Origin of the sequence: Streptomyces sp. NPDC096176 (assembly GCF_044763255.1) — a bacterium.
Taxonomy (GTDB): Bacteria; Actinomycetota; Actinomycetes; order Streptomycetales; family Streptomycetaceae; genus Streptomyces.
Map to the genome: position 1 here is coordinate 708225 of NZ_JBIWFV010000002.1, position 15903 is coordinate 724127.

The following is a 15903-nucleotide window of genomic DNA, read 5'->3' on the forward strand; positions in this document are numbered from 1 at the left end:
CGTGAGCACGCCCGATGAACGTCCGAGCCCCGTGGACGTACCGCTGATCCAGATCGGCGCCCCGGCCGCCGGCGGCGGCTGCGGGGACGACTGCGGCTGCGCCGAAGAGGTGTACGAGTGCGGTCTCGACCCCGCCCTCGCCACCCTCCTCGCCGAAGCCGGACTCGACCCGGTCCAGGTCGAGGACATCGCACACCTGGCCATCGAGGAGGACCTCGACGGGGGCATCGACGTCACGAGTGCGGCGACCGTCCCGCAGGACGCCGTCGCCACCGGCGACTTCACCGCCCGCGAGGCGGGCACGGTCGCGGGCCTGCGGGTCGCGGAAGCGATCCTGTCGATCGTCTGCACCACCGAGTTCCAGGTGGAACGGCACGTCGAGGACGGCGACCGCGTCGAGGCCGGTCAGAAGCTGCTCTCGGTCACCGCGGGCACCCGCGACCTGCTGACCGGCGAGCGCAGCGCGCTGAACATCCTCTGTCGCCTCTCGGGCATCGCGACAGCGACGCGCGCCTGGGCCGACGTCTTGGAGGGCACCAAGGCCAAGGTCCGGGACACCCGCAAGACCACGCCCGGCCTGCGCGCCCTGGAGAAGTACGCGGTGCGCTGCGGCGGCGGCGTCAACCACCGCATGTCGCTGTCCGACGCGGCACTGGTCAAGGACAACCACGTGGTCGCCGCCGGGGGCGTGGCGGAGGCCTTCAAGGCCGTGCGGGACCGCTTCCCCGACCTCCCGATCGAGGTCGAGGTGGACACTCTCGACCAGGTCCGCGAGGTCCTTGACGCCGGCGCCGACCTGATCCTGCTGGACAACTTCACGCCCGCGCAGACCGCGGAGGCCGTCGCGCTCGTCGCGGGCCGCGCGGTGCTGGAGTCCTCCGGGCGCCTCGCGCTCGACAACGCGCACGCGTACGCGGAAACCGGTGTCGACTACCTCGCGGTCGGCGCGCTGACGCACTCCTCCCCGATCCTCGACATCGGCCTGGATCTCCGCGAGGTCGAGGGCTGATGCTGCTCACCATCGACGTCGGCAACACCCACACCGTTCTGGGACTCTTCGACGGCGAGGAGATCGTCGAGCACTGGCGCATCTCCACGGACTCCCGCCGCACCGCGGACGAGCTCGCCGTGCTGCTGCAGGGCCTGATGGGCATGCACCCGCTGCTCGGCGACGAACTCGGCGACGGCATCGAGGGCATCGCGATCTGCTCCACGGTTCCGTCCGTGCTGCACGAGCTGCGCGAGGTCACCCGCCGCTACTACGGCGACGTCCCGGCTGTTCTCGTCGAGCCCGGCATCAAGACCGGCGTGCCGATCCTGATGGACAACCCCAAGGAGGTCGGCGCGGACCGCATCATCAACGCGGTCGCCGCGGTGGACCTGTACGGAGGCCCCGCGATCGTCGTCGACTTCGGCACGGCGACGACGTTCGACGCGGTCAGCGCACGCGGCGAGTACGCGGGCGGGGTGATCGCGCCGGGCATCGAGATCTCCGTCGAGGCGCTCGGCGTCAAGGGCGCCCAGCTACGCAAGATCGAGCTGGCCCGCCCGCGGAGCGTGATCGGCAAGAACACCGTGGAGGCAATGCAGTCCGGCATCGTGTACGGCTTCGCCGGCCAGGTGGACGGTGTCGTCCAGCGCATGAAGCGGGAGCTTGCCGAGGACCCGGACGACGTGACGGTGATTGCGACGGGCGGTCTGGCGCCGATGGTCCTGGGGGAGGCAGGGGCGATCGACGAACACGAGCCGTGGCTGACCCTGATCGGCCTCCGTCTGGTCTACGAACGCAACGTCTCCCGCCTCTGACGGCGGAAGCGCGGTGCACCGGTCGTGCCGCCGCGCGCGACCGGGCCCGCGCCGCCCGTGAGGGAACCCAGCAGGCGGCGCTGGCCGATGAGGGCGACACGCGAACCCTTTTGTGACGCTAAGCGGATTTTGTCCAATTAGGACGTATCGTCGGGACATGCCCACGCCATACGGATCACGTGGCGGCATGGCGTTCGGTGTGGACGAGCTGCGTGTGCTCCGACGCGCCCTCGCCGTCGCCCTTCACCCCGTCCCCCTCGCGGAGCACGACGTCCAGGAGTGTCTGCACCTGGCCGACTCCGTCGACGAGGCGGTACGCGAGGCAGGCCGACTGCGTGCGTTCCTCCTCGCCGACCTCGCCCGCTACCGCGACGCCCTGCCCGGTACGGCCACCGGCTATCTGGAACGCCTCCAGGACGCCCTGGCCGCCGGCTACGACCCCCGCCCGGACGATCTCGCGGCGCTGCGCTCCCTGCGCGGCAACCCCGCAGCCGCGGCCGTTCTGCGCCGCTGCCAGGAGCTGGCCGAGCGGTCGGTGCGGAGCCGGCTGGCCGGCCGAGCCGTCACCGTGCCGGCGCCCGCCGCGCCCGCCGGCCCCCGGCGCGCCCGGCTTCTCGCTCTCCCCGGAGGCCGGGCCGCCGACGAGCCGAAGCCGAAGCCGAAGCCGCAGCCCAAGCCGCCCGCACCGGACGAACGCCCGGTGCCCAAGCCGTCGGAGGTCTTCCCGCCGCGCCGCAAGCCCGTGCCCCCGCCGGGGCAGTGGGCAGTCGGCTAGCTACTCTGGTCGTCATGGACTACGTATCCGCGCTTGTGCCCCCTGTGGTGATGGCCGCCTTCTTCATCGGCCTGGTCGTGACGATCGTCAAGAGCCAGGGCGGCCCGAACAAGGCCAAGGAGGACGCCGCCGTGGACGCGGCGCTGGCCCGCGCGGAGTCCGGCCCGCAGGCCGGGCGCGACGACTGACGCAGGCGACCTGTACGGCACCGCAGAGGGCGTAACGCAGAGGACGTACGGCGGATTCACCGCCGTACGTCCTTTTTGATACGTCAATAGTCGGTTCATCACCGATCTCCCACTATGGTGGCGATGTGCCCCGCCAATTGGGAGAGCTCGAAGACGCCGTCATGACACGGATCTGGCAATGGAACCGGCCGGTGACGGTCAGAGAAGTGCTGGAAGACCTCCAGCAGGAACGGTCCATCGCCTACACGACGGTCATGACGGTAATGGACAATCTCCATCAGAAGGGCTGGGTCCGCAGGGAAGTCGAGGGTCGGGCCTATCGATATACGGCGGTCTCCACCCGTGCCGCCTACTCGGCCGCACTGATGAACGAAGCGTGGTCGAAGAGCGACAACCCTGCCGCCGCCCTTGTCGCCTTCTTCGGCATGATGTCCCCCGAGCAGCGTGAGGCGCTGCAAGCCGCTGTGCGCCTGGTTCAGGGCGGCGAGGCCGCCGAGGGTCCGGGGGCTTCGGGGCGATAGCGTCAGGTCATGCCTTATGCCGCAGCAAATGCCTTCACTGTCCGGCGTGCGAGGACCGGCGATGTGCCGGACGTCCGCCGGCTCGTGGACCCATACGTCGGCGAAGGCATCCTGCTCGACAAAGCGACGGTGACGCTTTACGAAGCCATCCAGGAGTTCTGGGTCGCGGAACGCGACGAGGACGGCCTGGTTGTCGGGTGCGGTGCGCTCCATGTCATGTGGGAGGACCTCGCCGAAGTGCGCACTCTCGCCGTGGACCCCGCCTTCAAGGGGCTCGGCATCGGTCATCGGGTTCTCGAGAAGCTGGTGGCCACTGCGCGCCGGCTGGGAGTGCGCCGGGTTTTCTGTCTCACCTTCGAAGTCGACTTCTTCGGTAAGCACGGCTTCGTCGAGATCGGAGAGACGCAGACGCCGGTCGACACCGATGTCTACGCAGAGCTCCTGCGTTCCTATGACGAGGGTGTCGCGGAGTTCCTGGGGCTCGAACGAGTGAAGCCGAACACCCTGGGCAACAGCCGGATGCTTCTGCACCTCTGATCGGCACAAGGCGGATCGTCACAAGCGACGGATCCCTATGTCCGAATCGCGCACGTTTCCCGTGTTCTCGCGGTTCTGAACCTCTGCCGAGGGTTTGTGTTTTTCAGGGAAAAGCGGTTTCCTTTCCGCGTACTGCATTTTCGATGAAAGGAAATCCGGTGGCACAGAAGGTTCAGGTCCTTCTTGTCGACGACCTCGACGGCGGCGAGGCGGACGAGACGGTGACGTTCGCACTGGACGGCAAGACTTACGAGATCGACCTCACCACCGCCAATGCGGACAAGCTCCGCAGCCTGCTCGAGCCGTACGCGAAGAGCGGCCGGCGTACCGGTGGCCGTGCAGCGACCGGTCGCGGCAAGGGCCGCGCGGCGGCCGGCGGCAACAAGGACACCGCCGAAATCCGCGCCTGGGCGAAGGCGAACGGCTTTGAGGTCAACGACCGCGGTCGTGTTCCCGCGACGGTTCGTGAGGCCTACGAGAAGGCCAACGGCTGAGTTTCAGTCCGTCGTGCATTCCGGCGGCGTGCCGTATGCAGCAGTCGGATGCGGTGGGACTCCGTCGCCGCCGTGTCCACCAGCCGTGCGAGATCGGGGGCACTGCCACTGTCCCCGAGGCCGGTGAGAGCCGGTAGCTCTGCCTCGCGCCCCGGAACCGGGGGACGCAGCCATACGGCGGCTTCCAGGGCGCCGGCACACCCGGGGGGCGGCGGGGCGGTCACCCGCCCGCCCGCGCCGGTGGCGGTCAGGTCGAGCTCGACCCCGCCCCATTCCAGCCAGTCCAGGAGTCCGGGCAGCTCCTCGGCGCTGCCCGCGGCCACCAGCAGCTGCATTCTGCGCCCTGTGAGGGCCACCGGACCGGTACGGGCCACGCGGCTCAGCACCGCGGCTCCGGCCTCCGCGGGGACATCGAGCACGTCGAAATGCACCCCTGTCGTCAGCTGCACGGGGCTGCCGTCCGTGGCCGCCCAGCCGAGCTCGCTGCGGTACCACTGCGCTGCGTCGCCCTCGAAGGGCGCGCGGGGGGACGGGACGGTGAGGGCCATGTCTTCGGGAACGCCCAACCCGGCCGCCGGGTTACGGCGCCCGCCACGCAGAGTGTCCCTTTGGTGGCGCTCAGTCGCGAAAACGGGGGCGCAGTAGCGCGTCGGGTGGCGCAAGGTTGTTCGCCCGTAGCTGAGGCAGGGGGTGCGCGCTGCATGGACTGTCGGTGACGGCGGGTAAGACATTCCTAGTGGGGAGGGGCGACACGCTCGTAGGGCAGTCTCACGTTCGCCATCGGCGTAGTGGCGGAGAGGGTAACTGCCTGGCCTGCGGGAACATCGTCTCGCACCATCGGGTTGGAGCAGTTGTCGGCGTTCAGGGGTCAGGAGGCCACAGACGGGTGTCGGCAGTTGGAATGAGCGGTCCCCGCTTGCGGGACTAAGCTGCGGAAGGACAGGGAGGGGACCGACCCCTTACTGCCTGACCGCTCTGAGGAGCGATTAACGATGTTCGAGAGGTTCACCGACCGCGCGCGGCGGGTTGTCGTCCTGGCTCAGGAAGAAGCCCGGATGCTCAACCACAACTACATCGGCACCGAGCACATCCTCCTGGGCCTTATCCACGAGGGTGAGGGTGTCGCCGCTAAGGCCCTGGAGAGCCTCGGGATTTCGCTCGAGGCGGTCCGCCAGCAGGTGGAGGAGATCATCGGCCAGGGCCAGCAGGCCCCGTCCGGCCACATCCCCTTCACGCCCCGTGCCAAGAAGGTCCTGGAGCTTTCGCTCCGCGAGGCTCTTCAGCTGGGCCACAACTACATCGGCACCGAGCACATCCTGCTCGGCCTGATCCGCGAGGGCGAGGGCGTCGCCGCCCAGGTCCTCGTGAAGCTGGGCGCCGATCTCAACCGGGTGCGGCAGCAGGTCATCCAGCTGCTCTCCGGATACCAGGGCAAGGAAGCCGCCACGGCAGGCGGCCCGGCCGAGGGCACGCCCTCGACCTCCCTCGTCCTCGACCAGTTCGGCCGGAATCTCACCCAGGCCGCTCGTGAGTCCAAGCTCGACCCGGTCATCGGGCGCGAGAAGGAGATCGAGCGGGTCATGCAGGTGCTGTCCCGCCGTACCAAGAACAACCCGGTCCTCATCGGCGAGCCCGGCGTCGGTAAGACGGCGGTCGTGGAGGGCCTGGCGCAGGCCATCGTCAAGGGCGAGGTGCCCGAGACCCTCAAGGACAAGCACCTCTACACCCTCGACCTGGGCGCGCTGGTCGCCGGCTCCCGCTACCGCGGTGACTTCGAGGAGCGCCTGAAGAAGGTCCTCAAGGAGATCCGCACCCGCGGCGACATCATCCTGTTCATCGACGAGCTCCACACCCTGGTGGGTGCGGGCGCCGCCGAGGGCGCGATCGACGCGGCGAGCATCCTCAAGCCGATGCTGGCGCGAGGCGAGCTGCAGACCATCGGTGCCACCACGCTCGACGAGTACCGCAAGCACCTGGAGAAGGACGCCGCTCTCGAGCGCCGCTTCCAGCCCATCCAGGTCGCGGAGCCGTCGCTGCCGCACACCATCGAGATCCTCAAGGGCCTCCGCGACCGTTACGAGGCGCACCACAGGGTCTCCATCACGGACGAGGCGCTGGTCCAGGCCGCCACCCTGGCCGACCGGTACATCTCGGACCGCTTCCTGCCGGACAAGGCGATCGACCTGATCGACGAGGCCGGCTCACGGATGCGTATCCGCCGGATGACCGCGCCGCCGGACCTGCGCGAGTTCGACGAGAAGATCGCCGGTGTCCGCCGCGACAAGGAGTCCGCGATCGACTCCCAGGACTTCGAGAAGGCAGCTTCGCTCCGCGACAAGGAGAAGCAGCTGCTGGCGGCGAAGACCAAGCGGGAGAAGGAGTGGAAGGCCGGCGACATGGACGTCGTGGCCGAGGTCGACGGCGAGCTGATCGCCGAGGTCCTCGCGACCGCCACCGGCATCCCGGTCTTCAAGCTGACCGAGGAGGAGTCCTCGCGTCTGCTGCGCATGGAGGACGAGCTCCACAAGCGCGTCATCGGGCAGAAGGACGCCATCAAGGCCCTCTCGCAGGCAATCCGCCGTACGCGAGCCGGTCTGAAGGACCCGAAGCGCCCCGGTGGCTCGTTCATCTTCGCCGGCCCGTCCGGTGTCGGTAAGACCGAGCTCTCCAAGACGCTCGCCGAATTCCTCTTCGGCGACGAGGACGCGCTGATCTCCCTCGACATGTCGGAGTTCAGCGAGAAGCACACGGTTTCCCGTCTCTTCGGTTCGCCCCCCGGATACGTGGGCTACGAAGAGGGCGGCCAGCTCACCGAGAAGGTGCGCCGGAAGCCGTTCTCCGTCGTCCTCTTCGACGAGGTCGAGAAGGCCCACCCCGATATCTTCAATTCCCTTCTGCAGATCCTGGAGGACGGTCGTCTGACCGACTCCCAGGGTCGCGTCGTGGACTTCAAGAACACGGTCATCATCATGACGACCAACCTCGGGACCCGGGACATCTCGAAGGGATTCAACCTGGGCTTCGCCGCGCAGGGCGACGTGAAGTCGAACTACGAGCGGATGAAGGTCAAGGTCAACGAAGAGCTCAAGCAGCACTTCCGGCCCGAGTTCCTGAACCGTGTCGACGACACGGTGGTCTTCCACCAGCTGACCGAGGAAGACATCATCCAGATCGTCGACCTCATGATCGCCAAGGTGGACGAGCGTCTCAAGGACCGTGACATGGGCCTCGAGCTCAGCCCCGCGGCCAAGTCGCTCCTCGCCAAGAAGGGCTACGACCCCGTTCTGGGCGCCCGGCCGCTGCGCCGGACGATCCAGCGCGAGATCGAGGACATCCTGTCGGAGAAGATCCTCTTCGGCGAGCTGCGCCCCGGTCACATCGTGGTCGTGGACACCGAGGGCGAGGGTGAGGAGAAGAAGTTCACCTTCCGCGGCGAGGAGAAGTCGGCTCTGCCGGACGTCCCGCCGATCGAGCAGGCGGCCGGTGGGACCGGTCCGAACCTGTCGAAGGACGCGTAACGGCCCTGCGGGCCGGATGACGTGACGGGCCCGGGCCCGGAACCCTCCAGGGTTCCGGGCCCGGGCCCGTCTGCGTGCCGGTGCTGCTCGGATTCCCAAGGCCCTGCCCGGTGAGGGCTTCTCAGGGGGCCGGGCGGTCACCGGGTGCCGGTCAGCAGTGCAGCGGTTTGCGCCAGGCGCATTCCAGGGAGGCGTCCGGCTCCGCGCTCCGCGTGCCCCGCACCGACGAGGGCATGATCTCGCCCGCGGCGGTGTCGGAGGAGGCCAGGGTGAAGACGACCGCGTCCTCGATGCTCTTCACCGAAGGGGCGAGGTAGTTGTTCAGGACGACGCTGTAGACGAGCTCGCGTCCGGCGGCGTCGGTGACGTATCCCGACAGCGCGGACGCCCCTGTGAGCGAGCCGGTCTTGCCGCGGGCGTTGAGCGCGGCCGGGGTGTTGCACATACGGGAGCGCAGCGTCCCGCCGACGGCGCGGTCCGGGGCGCATGCCACGGGCAGGGAGGCGTACCAGTCGGCGAACCAGGGGGCGTCACGGACGGACAGCAGCAGCGTGGCCAGCTCCTCGGCCGGGAACACGTTCATCCGGGAAAGCCCGGAGCCGTCGGCCTGGCGGAGGTCGGACGTCGAGACACCCTCCTTCTCCAGCTGGGCCCCGATCGCGGCGAGCCCGGCGTCCCAGGTGCCGTGCCCGGCGGTTCTGTGGCCCATGGACTTCGTGAGGGCCTCGGCGTGGATGTTGTTGGAGAGCTTCATGAAGGGATGCATCAGCTCCTTGAGGGGCATGGAGCGGTGCGAGGCGAGCGTGCGTGCGCCGGGCGGGGTCGGCAGCCCCGTGCGCGGGGTGCCGGAGACATGCACCCCGTGCTCGGCCAGCGCGTCGGAGAACACGGCGGCGGCGTAGCCCGTCGGCTCCCAGACCGCGATCCACTCCTTGGTGGCCGCCGAGCCGACGGGGACGTCTCCGGTGACCGTGAGGGTGTTGGAGCCGTGCTCCCGCGAGACGGCCACTGTGCCCGGCCTGCCCTTCTCGACCGTGGTGGCGCTGATGTCGAGGCGCACGTAGTCGGTGGGAGGGGTCAGCTTCACCCGGGGCCGGTCGCCCGGGTCGTCGCCCGGCGTCACCTCGACGACGACCGTTCCGGCGTCGTAGTCGGTGTCGGGGGCCAGGGTGAGCGCCGAGATCTGGGCGGAGTAGTAGGCGGACTCGTCGTCCGCCGCCCAGGAACGGCCCAGTCGCTGGTCGTCGAAGTGGGTGTCGTCCGCGACGAGACGTCCGGTGACGCGCTTGATGCCGGAGGCTGCGAGCTCGGCGGCGAGCCGCTGGTAGTCCCCGGCGAGCATGGTCGGGTCGCCGCTCCCGCGCAGATACACGTCGCCCACGAGGGTGGAGCCCCGCCGCTTGCCGGTGGTCAGCACATCGGTGGCGTAGCGGTGGTCGGGGCCGAGGACGGCCATGGCGGCGGCGGACGTGGCGAGCTTGGTGTTCGAGGCGGGCATCAGGCGGTCGCCGCCGTCGCGCTGGTAGAGGCGCTTCCCGGTGGCCGCGTCGGCGATGACCACGCTCACCGCCCCGCCGTCCATCCGAGGGTCGGCCAGAATCCTGTCGAGTGCGCCCTTGAGGCCGGTGTCGGAGGGGCCGGCCCCGGCGGGTGAGCTCCAGGTGAGGGTGCAGGCCAGCCCGGCGGCGAGGGTCCAGGTCCAGCCGCGGCGGCGTAACGGTCGGTGGGCAGGGGTCTCGGGTCTGCTCATGGCAGGAGGATCCCGGAACGGGGTGTCCGGGGGAAGGACGCGTGGCGTGCCTTTCGAGCGATGGCGGGGGCGGGATTCTGTGGCCCCGGTCACGAGAAATGCCCTTGTCGCCGAGGGGTTCTCTCCTTTTCGGCCGGGTGGTTCGGCGTGGCCTGGCTCACGATTCCGGGGGTCTGCGGGGGGCTGCTCCGTGACAAGGCGCACAGGCGTTTTCAGGCCTACTAGGCGGCTTAGTGACGTGAATATCCGTTTTGTCCCACAAGGTGGAGGCGGGGGCCCGGGGCCTTTGGCCTCTTCGGGCGTCGGGTGCGGCCGGAGGCCCTCGCTCCCGCAGTCCCAGGGGCCGGACATGGGGTTAAACCATTCGGAGTGGGGCATAAGCGGCTCTCTCTCGGGGGTGCGGGAGGGGATCCGGAGCGGAGTCAAGGGTCGTATTTCCACGGCCTTCGCTACGACGTGATGTCGTAGATGGGGGGTTTGAGCCGACTTGGGGGCTCGGGTTACCAATGTGGAGCCAGCCCGGCGAGCGTGCCGGGTCCATTCATGCCCGGAGGTTCTCCCGTATGTCGAAGCGCACCATGATCCACCAGCTCCGCCCGTCCGTGCTCCGTACCCGTGGGGCTGTCGTGGCCGCCGGAATGGGCGCCGTGATGGTCGTTGGAGCCGGTGCGGGTGTCGCCTCCGCCGATGCGGGCAAGGCGTCCAAGCCGGCCGTCGTAAATGCCGCCTCCGCCGTGGCCGCCCAGGCCGACGCCCAGGCGAGTGCCGCGAAGGCGGAGACCCCGAAGGCGAAGACCGCGAAGAAGCCCGCCAAGAAGGCCCCGTCGTGGGTGAAGCCGGTCAGCAAGTACACGCTCACCGCGAGCTTCGCGCAGGGCGGCGCCATGTGGTCCGCCAAGCACTCCGGTCAGGACTTCGCCGTTCCGATCGGTACCCCGGTCAAGGCCGCCCACGGCGGCACCGTCGTGAAGGCCGGCCCGAACGGCGGCGGCGACGGCCCCGCGTACGGCAACGCCATCGTGATCAAGCACGGCAATGGCAAGTACACGCAGTACGCGCACCTGTCGAAGATCAATGTCTCGGTCGGCTCCACGGTGAAGACCGGCCAGAACATCGCCAAGTCCGGCAACACCGGCAACTCGTCCGGCCCGCACCTGCACTTCGAGGTCCGTACGACCCCGAACTACGGCTCGGCGCTCAACCCGGCGTCCTTCCTGCGCTCCGCCGGCGTCAACCTGTGACGCACGCCTGACGCGGACGTCAGCTCCGGGTGTGGTGTGCCTGGGTGATCAGATCGAGGGCGACTTCGAGGATGGCTTCACGCTTCTCCTCGGGGTCGCCCTCGACGTCTTTGAGGGCGTACTTCGCCGCGTGCATGGTGCTGCGCGCTGAAGCAGCGCACCTGGTTCACCAGGTCCGCACCGGGCGACCAACTCCGGCTTGCTCCTGCTGCCGATGCTGCTGGCCATGCTCGTCGTCCCGATGGTCGCCGGGCGGGTCACCACCAGTAAATGCTGCATGGTGAGGCCCCGCCCCGGCGGGGCCTCACCCACGGGCGCCCTTCGGTCCGTCGGAGATCCTCACCCGCGGGCTCGTGCGCCCTTCGCCTCCCGGTCTTCGCGGCCCCTCAGGGGCAACATGGGGTAGCTCCCGGTGTTCGTCGGGGCGTGCTCCGGCAGCCACAGCACGGCGATCGCACCGCCGGAGACCCCCACCGGCGTCGCCCCCTCAGGTGCGGCGTTGCGGAACGTCAACCGTGCCCCCAGCACCCGGGCCTGACCGGCGGCGATCGTGAGCCCCAGGCCGTGGCCGGTTCCGGCGCGGTCGCTCGCCCCCGTACGGAAGCGGCTCGGGCCTTCCCGCAGCAGGGCCTCCGGGAAACCGGGCCCGTGGTCCCTCACGCGCACCACACGGCCCTCGACGGTGACCTCGATGGGCCCCTTGCCGTACTTGACGGCGTTGGTGAGCAGATTGCCGAGGATGCGCTCGAGCCGCCGCGGGTCGGTGTTGACCCACGAGCTGTGCACAATGCGGATCTCCGCGTCGGGGTGGACCGAGGTGACTCGGCGGCCGACGAACTCACCGAGCTGGATCTCCTGCAGCTCGGCCCGCTCGGAGGCGCTGTCGAGTCTCGCCACCTCCAGCACGTCCTCGACCAGCGTCCGCATGGCCTGCGCCCGGTCGCTTACCAGCTCCGTCGGCCGGCCCGGCGGCAGCAGCTCGGCCGCCGTGAGCAGGCCCGTGACCGGGGTGCGCAGCTCGTGCGCGATGTCCGCCGTGACCCGGCGCTCGGCCTCGATGCGCGCGTTGAGCGCGTCGGTCATCGCGTCGACGGCTCGGGCCAGGTCATCCGTCTCGTCGCGTACGACGCCGCCGATGGCGTCCCGTACCCGCACCTCGTGGTTGCCCTGCGCCACGTTGCCGGCCGCGGCGGCGGCCTTGCGCAGGCGGCGCGAGAGCTGCCCGCCGATCAGGACGCCGAGCGCGGAACCGCCGAGCACCACCGACACGGACCCGATGATCAGGGCACGGTCCAGGTCCTGCATCACGACGGCGCTGCGGCCCGCGAAGTCGGTGTGCAGCGAGAGCACGTCGCCGTTCGCGAGGGGCACGGCCGCCCAGATCTCGGGCGTGCCGTCGTCGCCCTCGTCGACGTACGAGCCGCGCCGGTTCTCCCGCATGAGCTGCTGGAGCTCGTGCGGCAGCGCCGGATCATTGATCTTGCTGTTGAAGCGCGGGTCCTTGTTCTTGGACGTCTCGTACCAGCGCTGGGCGAGCAGCACACGGTCCATCTGCACGTCGCGGGCGCTGTCGAGCATCGAGACCCGGGCGGCGTTGTGCACGACGAGGCTGAGCGCCATGGCGATCAGGGCGCCGACCGCCGCGATCGCGATGCTGATCTTCCAGCGGACGCCGGTGCGCAGGACGAGACGCCTCATGCGGTGGGACTCTCCTCGGCTCTCATACGGCGGCTTCCAGCTCTCCCGGGACGGCTCTCACAGGCGTCCCTCAGGCCCGCAGCTTGTATCCGAAGCCCCGGACCGTCTCGATCCGGTCCTGGCCGATCTTGGTGCGCAGGCGCTGCACATGGACGTCCACCACCCGGGTGTCGCCGCCCCAGCCGTAGTCCCAGACCCGCTCCAGCAGCTTGTCGCGGGACAGCACGGTGCCGGGCGCGCCGGAGAACTCCAGCAGCAGCCGCATCTCGGTCGGCGTCAGGGACACCGGCTCACCGGCCCTGCGCACCTCCATGCCCTCCGTGTCGATCGCCAGATCGCCGAAGGTCAGCTCGCCTCCCTGCTCCTGCCGGCCCGCTGCGGCCGCGTCGCCCGCCGCGCCGCTCGCATGCCCGAAGCGGCGCAGCACGGCGCGGATGCGGGCGACGAGCACGGCACCGTCGAAGGGCTTGGTGACATAGTCGTCGGCGCCTGCTTCGAGGCCGAGCACGACGTCGATCGAGTCGGCACGCGCCGAGAGCATGATCACCGGGACGGTCGACTCGTCCCGGATACGGCGGCACAGGCTCACCCCGTCGAGGCCCGGCACCATCACATCCAGAAGCGCGATGTCCGGCCGGTCCGCCCTGAAGGCCTCCAGGCCCAGCAGCCCGTCGGGTACCGCGGTGACCGCGAAGCCGTCCCGCTCCAGTGCGAGCTGGGTGGCCTCGCGGATGACATCGTCGTCCTCGACAAAAAGGACATGGGTCTCGGCCATCCGGTTGCTCTCTCAGTTCTCTTCAGTTCTCGGTCGGCGCGGACGGTTCGGAGGCGACCACCTCGCCCTCCCCGACGGCTCTGCTGAATTCGTTGCGGACCCAGAACTGCCGGGCGAACTTACCGGCCGACCACCGGTAGGTGCTCACTTCCTCGGCGGACGGCTCCGCGACGGGGTCGTTCTTGGCGTACACCTGCTTCGTCACCACCAGGTCGCCCCGGTCGACCGCCGCGTAGACGGCCGGCTCCTCGACGGAGAAGACGTTCTCGTACGCCTTTCCGTTCTCCCGGTACACATAGGTGCCCATGCCGACCGCGTCTCCGCAGGTCAGCACGTTGACGATGACGTCCGGCGCGTCGTTCCCGGTGAGGACGGCGTACGAGGTGTCGACGGGATACGAGTCCTTGGCGCATGGCCGCAGGTCTGCCTTGACGCGCGGACTGACCTTCGGGTCGGCCATCAGCAGCTTGACCGCGTCGACCGACTTCGTGAACTGTCCTGCACCCCCCGACGACGCCGGGGAGGGCGTGGCCTTGCTCGCCGCCTCCGACGGCGCCGCCCCCTCGTCCTGCACCCCCGTACCCCCCGTGGAGCAGCCGGCCGCGAACAGGACCACGGCGACGAGCCCGGCCGTGGCCGTGCCGCTCGCCGCCCTGGTCCCGCTGCCGCCCTTGCCTCTCAGGCCGCGCACCGCTCCTGCTCCCGTCCGTCACGCCGATGGGCCCGCCGCGCGTCGTCGCGCTCCAGGGCGCAGGCGTCCAGGGCCCGTGCCTCGAGCTCCTGACGGAGCCGGGCGAGCGCCCGGTGCAGCGTGCTCTTCACGGTACCGGCCGACATGCCGAGCGCGGCAGCGGTCTCCTCGGTGCTCATCTGCTCCCAGTGCCGCAGCACGACGACGCTGCGCTGCTTCGGCGCCAGCACCTTGAGCACATCCATCAGCAGGGCGCGGTCCGCGTGCTGCTCGGTGCCGTCCTCGACGCTCGCGTCGGGCAGCTGCTCGGTGGGGACCTCCTCGAGCTTGCGAGCCCGCCACCACTCGGTGCGCGTATTGATCATCACGCGGCGAAGGTACGCGTCCGCGAGCGACTTGTCCGCGATTCCGTCCCAGCGGCCGTAGGTGCGCACCAGAGCGGTCTGGAGCAGGTCCTGCGCGTCGATCGGATCGGGGACGAGGCGCCGGGCGCTGCGCAGCAGCGCCTCCTGCCGGGTGCGTACGTACTCCTCGAATTCGAGCACCTCGCCGTGCGCCATTCCAACCGCCTCCGTCCCCGTGACCAAGCTCTGTGCTTGCGCGTTCTCGCGCGTTTTCTTGTGGTCAGTCCTGCGTCACAAGAAGCTACGGAGGCGTTGTCACGGCACTGTGCGGGGCAGCCGTCGGAGGGCGCACGGCCATCCATCGGTTGTGTAACAGCGGATGTTTGGGGTGGGGTGGGGGCGGGGTAGAGGTGGTTGCCGCAGGCTCGGCTCAGCCGTGCGGGAGGCGGTAGTGGTTGTTCTCCAGCGGCTCGACCAGGCCGTCGGCGACCAGTCCGTCCAGCGCCCGGGCCCGCTGCACCGGCTCGTGCCAGACCGCGTCCAGCGCCGACCGGGGCACGGGTGTCACGGCCTCGCGCAGCACGGCCAGCAGCTTGCCGCGGACCTGGCGGTCCGTACCGGCGTACGTCTGGCCCCGGCGCGCCGGACCGACGTGTGCGGGCTTGCCCGCCAGCCGCCAGGCGCACCGGTCCGAGATCGGGCAGCGCGCACAGTCCTCGTTCCTTGCCGTGCACACCAGCGCGCCGAGCTCCATCGACGCCGCGGCCCAGCGGGCGGCGGTCCGCTCCTCCTCGGGCAGCAGAAGCCGGGCCAGCTTGCGTTCGGCGGCGGTCGTCGCGTTCGGCGGGTACTGGACACCGGTCGCCGCGCGGGCGAAGACGCGCCGGACGTTGGTGTCCAGCACGGCATGACGCTGGCCGTACGCGAACGAGGCCACGGCCGCCGCCGTGTACTCACCGATGCCGGGCAGCGCGAGCAGCTGCGCATGTTCGCTCGGCACCTCGCCGCCGTGCCGCTCCGTTATCGCCTGCGCCGCGCCGTGCAGGCGCAGCGCCCGCCGCGGGTAGCCGAGCCGGCCCCAGGCACGGACGGCCTCACCGGGCGCCTCCTGCGCGAGGTCGGCCGGCCGCGGCCAGCGGGCCAGCCACTGCTCGTACACGGGCAGCACCCGGTTCACCGGGGTCTGCTGCAGCATGAACTCGCTGACCATCACGCCCCACGCGCCCGCCTCGGGGCGACGCCAGGGCAGGTCGCGGGCGTGCTGCTCGAACCAGGCGATGACGGGGGTGTGGAGCGAGACGGGGTCGACGGTGTGGGACGTCTGGGTTTCGTGAGTGACAGTCATGGCAGAACGATCCTGGCACGTCCGGCGGTGCGGATGCCGCATACGCGGGGGCCGGGCAAGCCACGAGTTCGTGTCTGTGGCCCTTCCCGACCGGCGGCTCCGCCCCCGCGCCGCGGCGCTCCCGCCCCTCAGTGGCCGACGGGGCTGGTTTGTGCCGCGTGGGCCCGGTCGGGTGCGGGGGGCCTCGGCGGCGGGCGGGGCCGCTGCGCGGGGCGTGTTC

The 15903-nt window shown here is 70.0% G+C and carries 16 protein-coding genes and 1 pseudogene; 9 read left to right on the forward strand and 8 right to left on the reverse strand.

The genetic code is table 11. The features are described from left to right. The first annotated feature begins 1 nt into the window (after window position 1). The 7 genes from nadC (at window position 2) to ACIQ7Q_RS08520 (ending at window position 4321) form a co-directional block, all read left to right on the forward strand. Window positions 2-1009: a carboxylating nicotinate-nucleotide diphosphorylase gene (nadC, locus tag ACIQ7Q_RS08490; RefSeq protein WP_403857906.1), complete on the forward strand. Its 1008-nt coding sequence runs from the start codon at window positions 2-4 to the stop codon at window positions 1007-1009. Then, window positions 1009-1806 carry a type III pantothenate kinase gene (locus ACIQ7Q_RS08495; protein ID WP_403857908.1) on the forward strand — a complete coding sequence of 266 codons (798 nt, stop codon included), beginning with the start codon at window positions 1009-1011 and terminating at the stop codon, window positions 1804-1806. The genes nadC and ACIQ7Q_RS08495 overlap by 1 nt, the downstream gene beginning before the upstream one ends. A gap of 187 nt (window positions 1807-1993) precedes the next feature. Beyond that, a complete protein-coding gene (locus tag ACIQ7Q_RS08500) occupies window positions 1994-2581 on the forward strand; it encodes a hypothetical protein (protein ID WP_403858023.1) in 588 nt (195 codons plus the stop codon). A gap of 14 nt (window positions 2582-2595) precedes the next feature. Beyond that, window positions 2596-2769, forward strand: a complete 174-nt coding sequence (locus ACIQ7Q_RS08505) for a hypothetical protein (protein WP_403857910.1) — start codon at window positions 2596-2598, stop codon at window positions 2767-2769. A 125-nt stretch (window positions 2770-2894) separates the two neighbouring features. Further along, complete coding sequence (locus ACIQ7Q_RS08510; RefSeq protein WP_403857912.1) at window positions 2895-3290, forward strand: BlaI/MecI/CopY family transcriptional regulator; 396 nt, start codon at window positions 2895-2897, stop codon at window positions 3288-3290. A 9-nt stretch (window positions 3291-3299) separates the two neighbouring features. Continuing rightward, on the forward strand, window positions 3300-3827 hold the full coding sequence (locus ACIQ7Q_RS08515; RefSeq protein WP_403857914.1) for an amino-acid N-acetyltransferase: 528 nt from the start codon (window positions 3300-3302) through the stop codon (window positions 3825-3827). Between the two features lie 158 nt (window positions 3828-3985). Next, on the forward strand, window positions 3986-4321 hold the full coding sequence (locus tag ACIQ7Q_RS08520) for an Lsr2 family protein (protein ID WP_389396400.1): 336 nt from the start codon (window positions 3986-3988) through the stop codon (window positions 4319-4321). On the opposite strand, the gene ACIQ7Q_RS08525 is transcribed toward ACIQ7Q_RS08520, so the two are convergent. Further along, a complete protein-coding gene (locus ACIQ7Q_RS08525; RefSeq protein WP_403857917.1) occupies window positions 4300-4869 on the reverse strand; it encodes an SCO3374 family protein in 570 nt (189 codons plus the stop codon). The genes ACIQ7Q_RS08520 and ACIQ7Q_RS08525 overlap by 22 nt on opposite strands. A gap of 444 nt (window positions 4870-5313) precedes the next feature. Between ACIQ7Q_RS08525 and ACIQ7Q_RS08530 the strand changes: the two genes are divergently transcribed. Further along, entirely contained in the window at window positions 5314-7839 is a 2526-nt protein-coding gene (locus tag ACIQ7Q_RS08530; protein WP_403857919.1) for an ATP-dependent Clp protease ATP-binding subunit, read from the forward strand. A 151-nt stretch (window positions 7840-7990) separates the two neighbouring features. On the opposite strand, the gene dacB is transcribed toward ACIQ7Q_RS08530, so the two are convergent. After that, window positions 7991-9589 carry a D-alanyl-D-alanine carboxypeptidase/D-alanyl-D-alanine-endopeptidase gene (gene dacB, locus ACIQ7Q_RS08535; RefSeq protein ID WP_403857921.1) on the reverse strand — a complete coding sequence of 533 codons (1599 nt, stop codon included), beginning with the start codon at window positions 9587-9589 and terminating at the stop codon, window positions 7991-7993. Window positions 9590-10152: 563 nt separating this feature from the next. Here dacB and ACIQ7Q_RS08540 point away from each other — a divergent pair. Then, window positions 10153-10830: a M23 family metallopeptidase gene (locus ACIQ7Q_RS08540; protein WP_403857923.1), complete on the forward strand. Its 678-nt coding sequence runs from the start codon at window positions 10153-10155 to the stop codon at window positions 10828-10830. A gap of 19 nt (window positions 10831-10849) precedes the next feature. On the opposite strand, the pseudogene ACIQ7Q_RS08545 reads toward ACIQ7Q_RS08540, so the two are convergent. The 6 genes and pseudogenes from ACIQ7Q_RS08545 to ACIQ7Q_RS08570 all read right to left on the reverse strand — a co-directional run. Further along, window positions 10850-11015: pseudogene (locus ACIQ7Q_RS08545) on the reverse strand (TetR family transcriptional regulator); the annotation flags it as partial. Between the two features lie 154 nt (window positions 11016-11169). After that, on the reverse strand, window positions 11170-12528 hold the full coding sequence (gene cseC, locus ACIQ7Q_RS08550; RefSeq protein ID WP_403857925.1) for a two-component system sensor histidine kinase CseC: 1359 nt from the start codon (window positions 12526-12528) through the stop codon (window positions 11170-11172). A gap of 70 nt (window positions 12529-12598) precedes the next feature. Then, the gene (cseB, locus tag ACIQ7Q_RS08555; RefSeq protein ID WP_403857927.1) at window positions 12599-13303 is read right to left on the reverse strand and encodes a two-component system response regulator CseB; all 705 of its coding nucleotides are present in this window, start codon (window positions 13301-13303) and stop codon (window positions 12599-12601) included. Window positions 13304-13325: 22 nt separating this feature from the next. Beyond that, complete coding sequence (locus ACIQ7Q_RS08560; protein WP_403857929.1) at window positions 13326-13994, reverse strand: hypothetical protein; 669 nt, start codon at window positions 13992-13994, stop codon at window positions 13326-13328. Further along, window positions 13982-14554, reverse strand: coding sequence for a SigE family RNA polymerase sigma factor (locus tag ACIQ7Q_RS08565; protein WP_403857931.1), 573 nt, complete (start codon window positions 14552-14554; stop codon window positions 13982-13984). Before ACIQ7Q_RS08565 ends, ACIQ7Q_RS08560 begins: the two co-directional genes overlap by 13 nt. A gap of 214 nt (window positions 14555-14768) precedes the next feature. Beyond that, entirely contained in the window at window positions 14769-15683 is a 915-nt protein-coding gene (locus ACIQ7Q_RS08570) for an A/G-specific adenine glycosylase (protein ID WP_403857933.1), read from the reverse strand. Window positions 15684-15903: the final 220 nt, after the last annotated feature.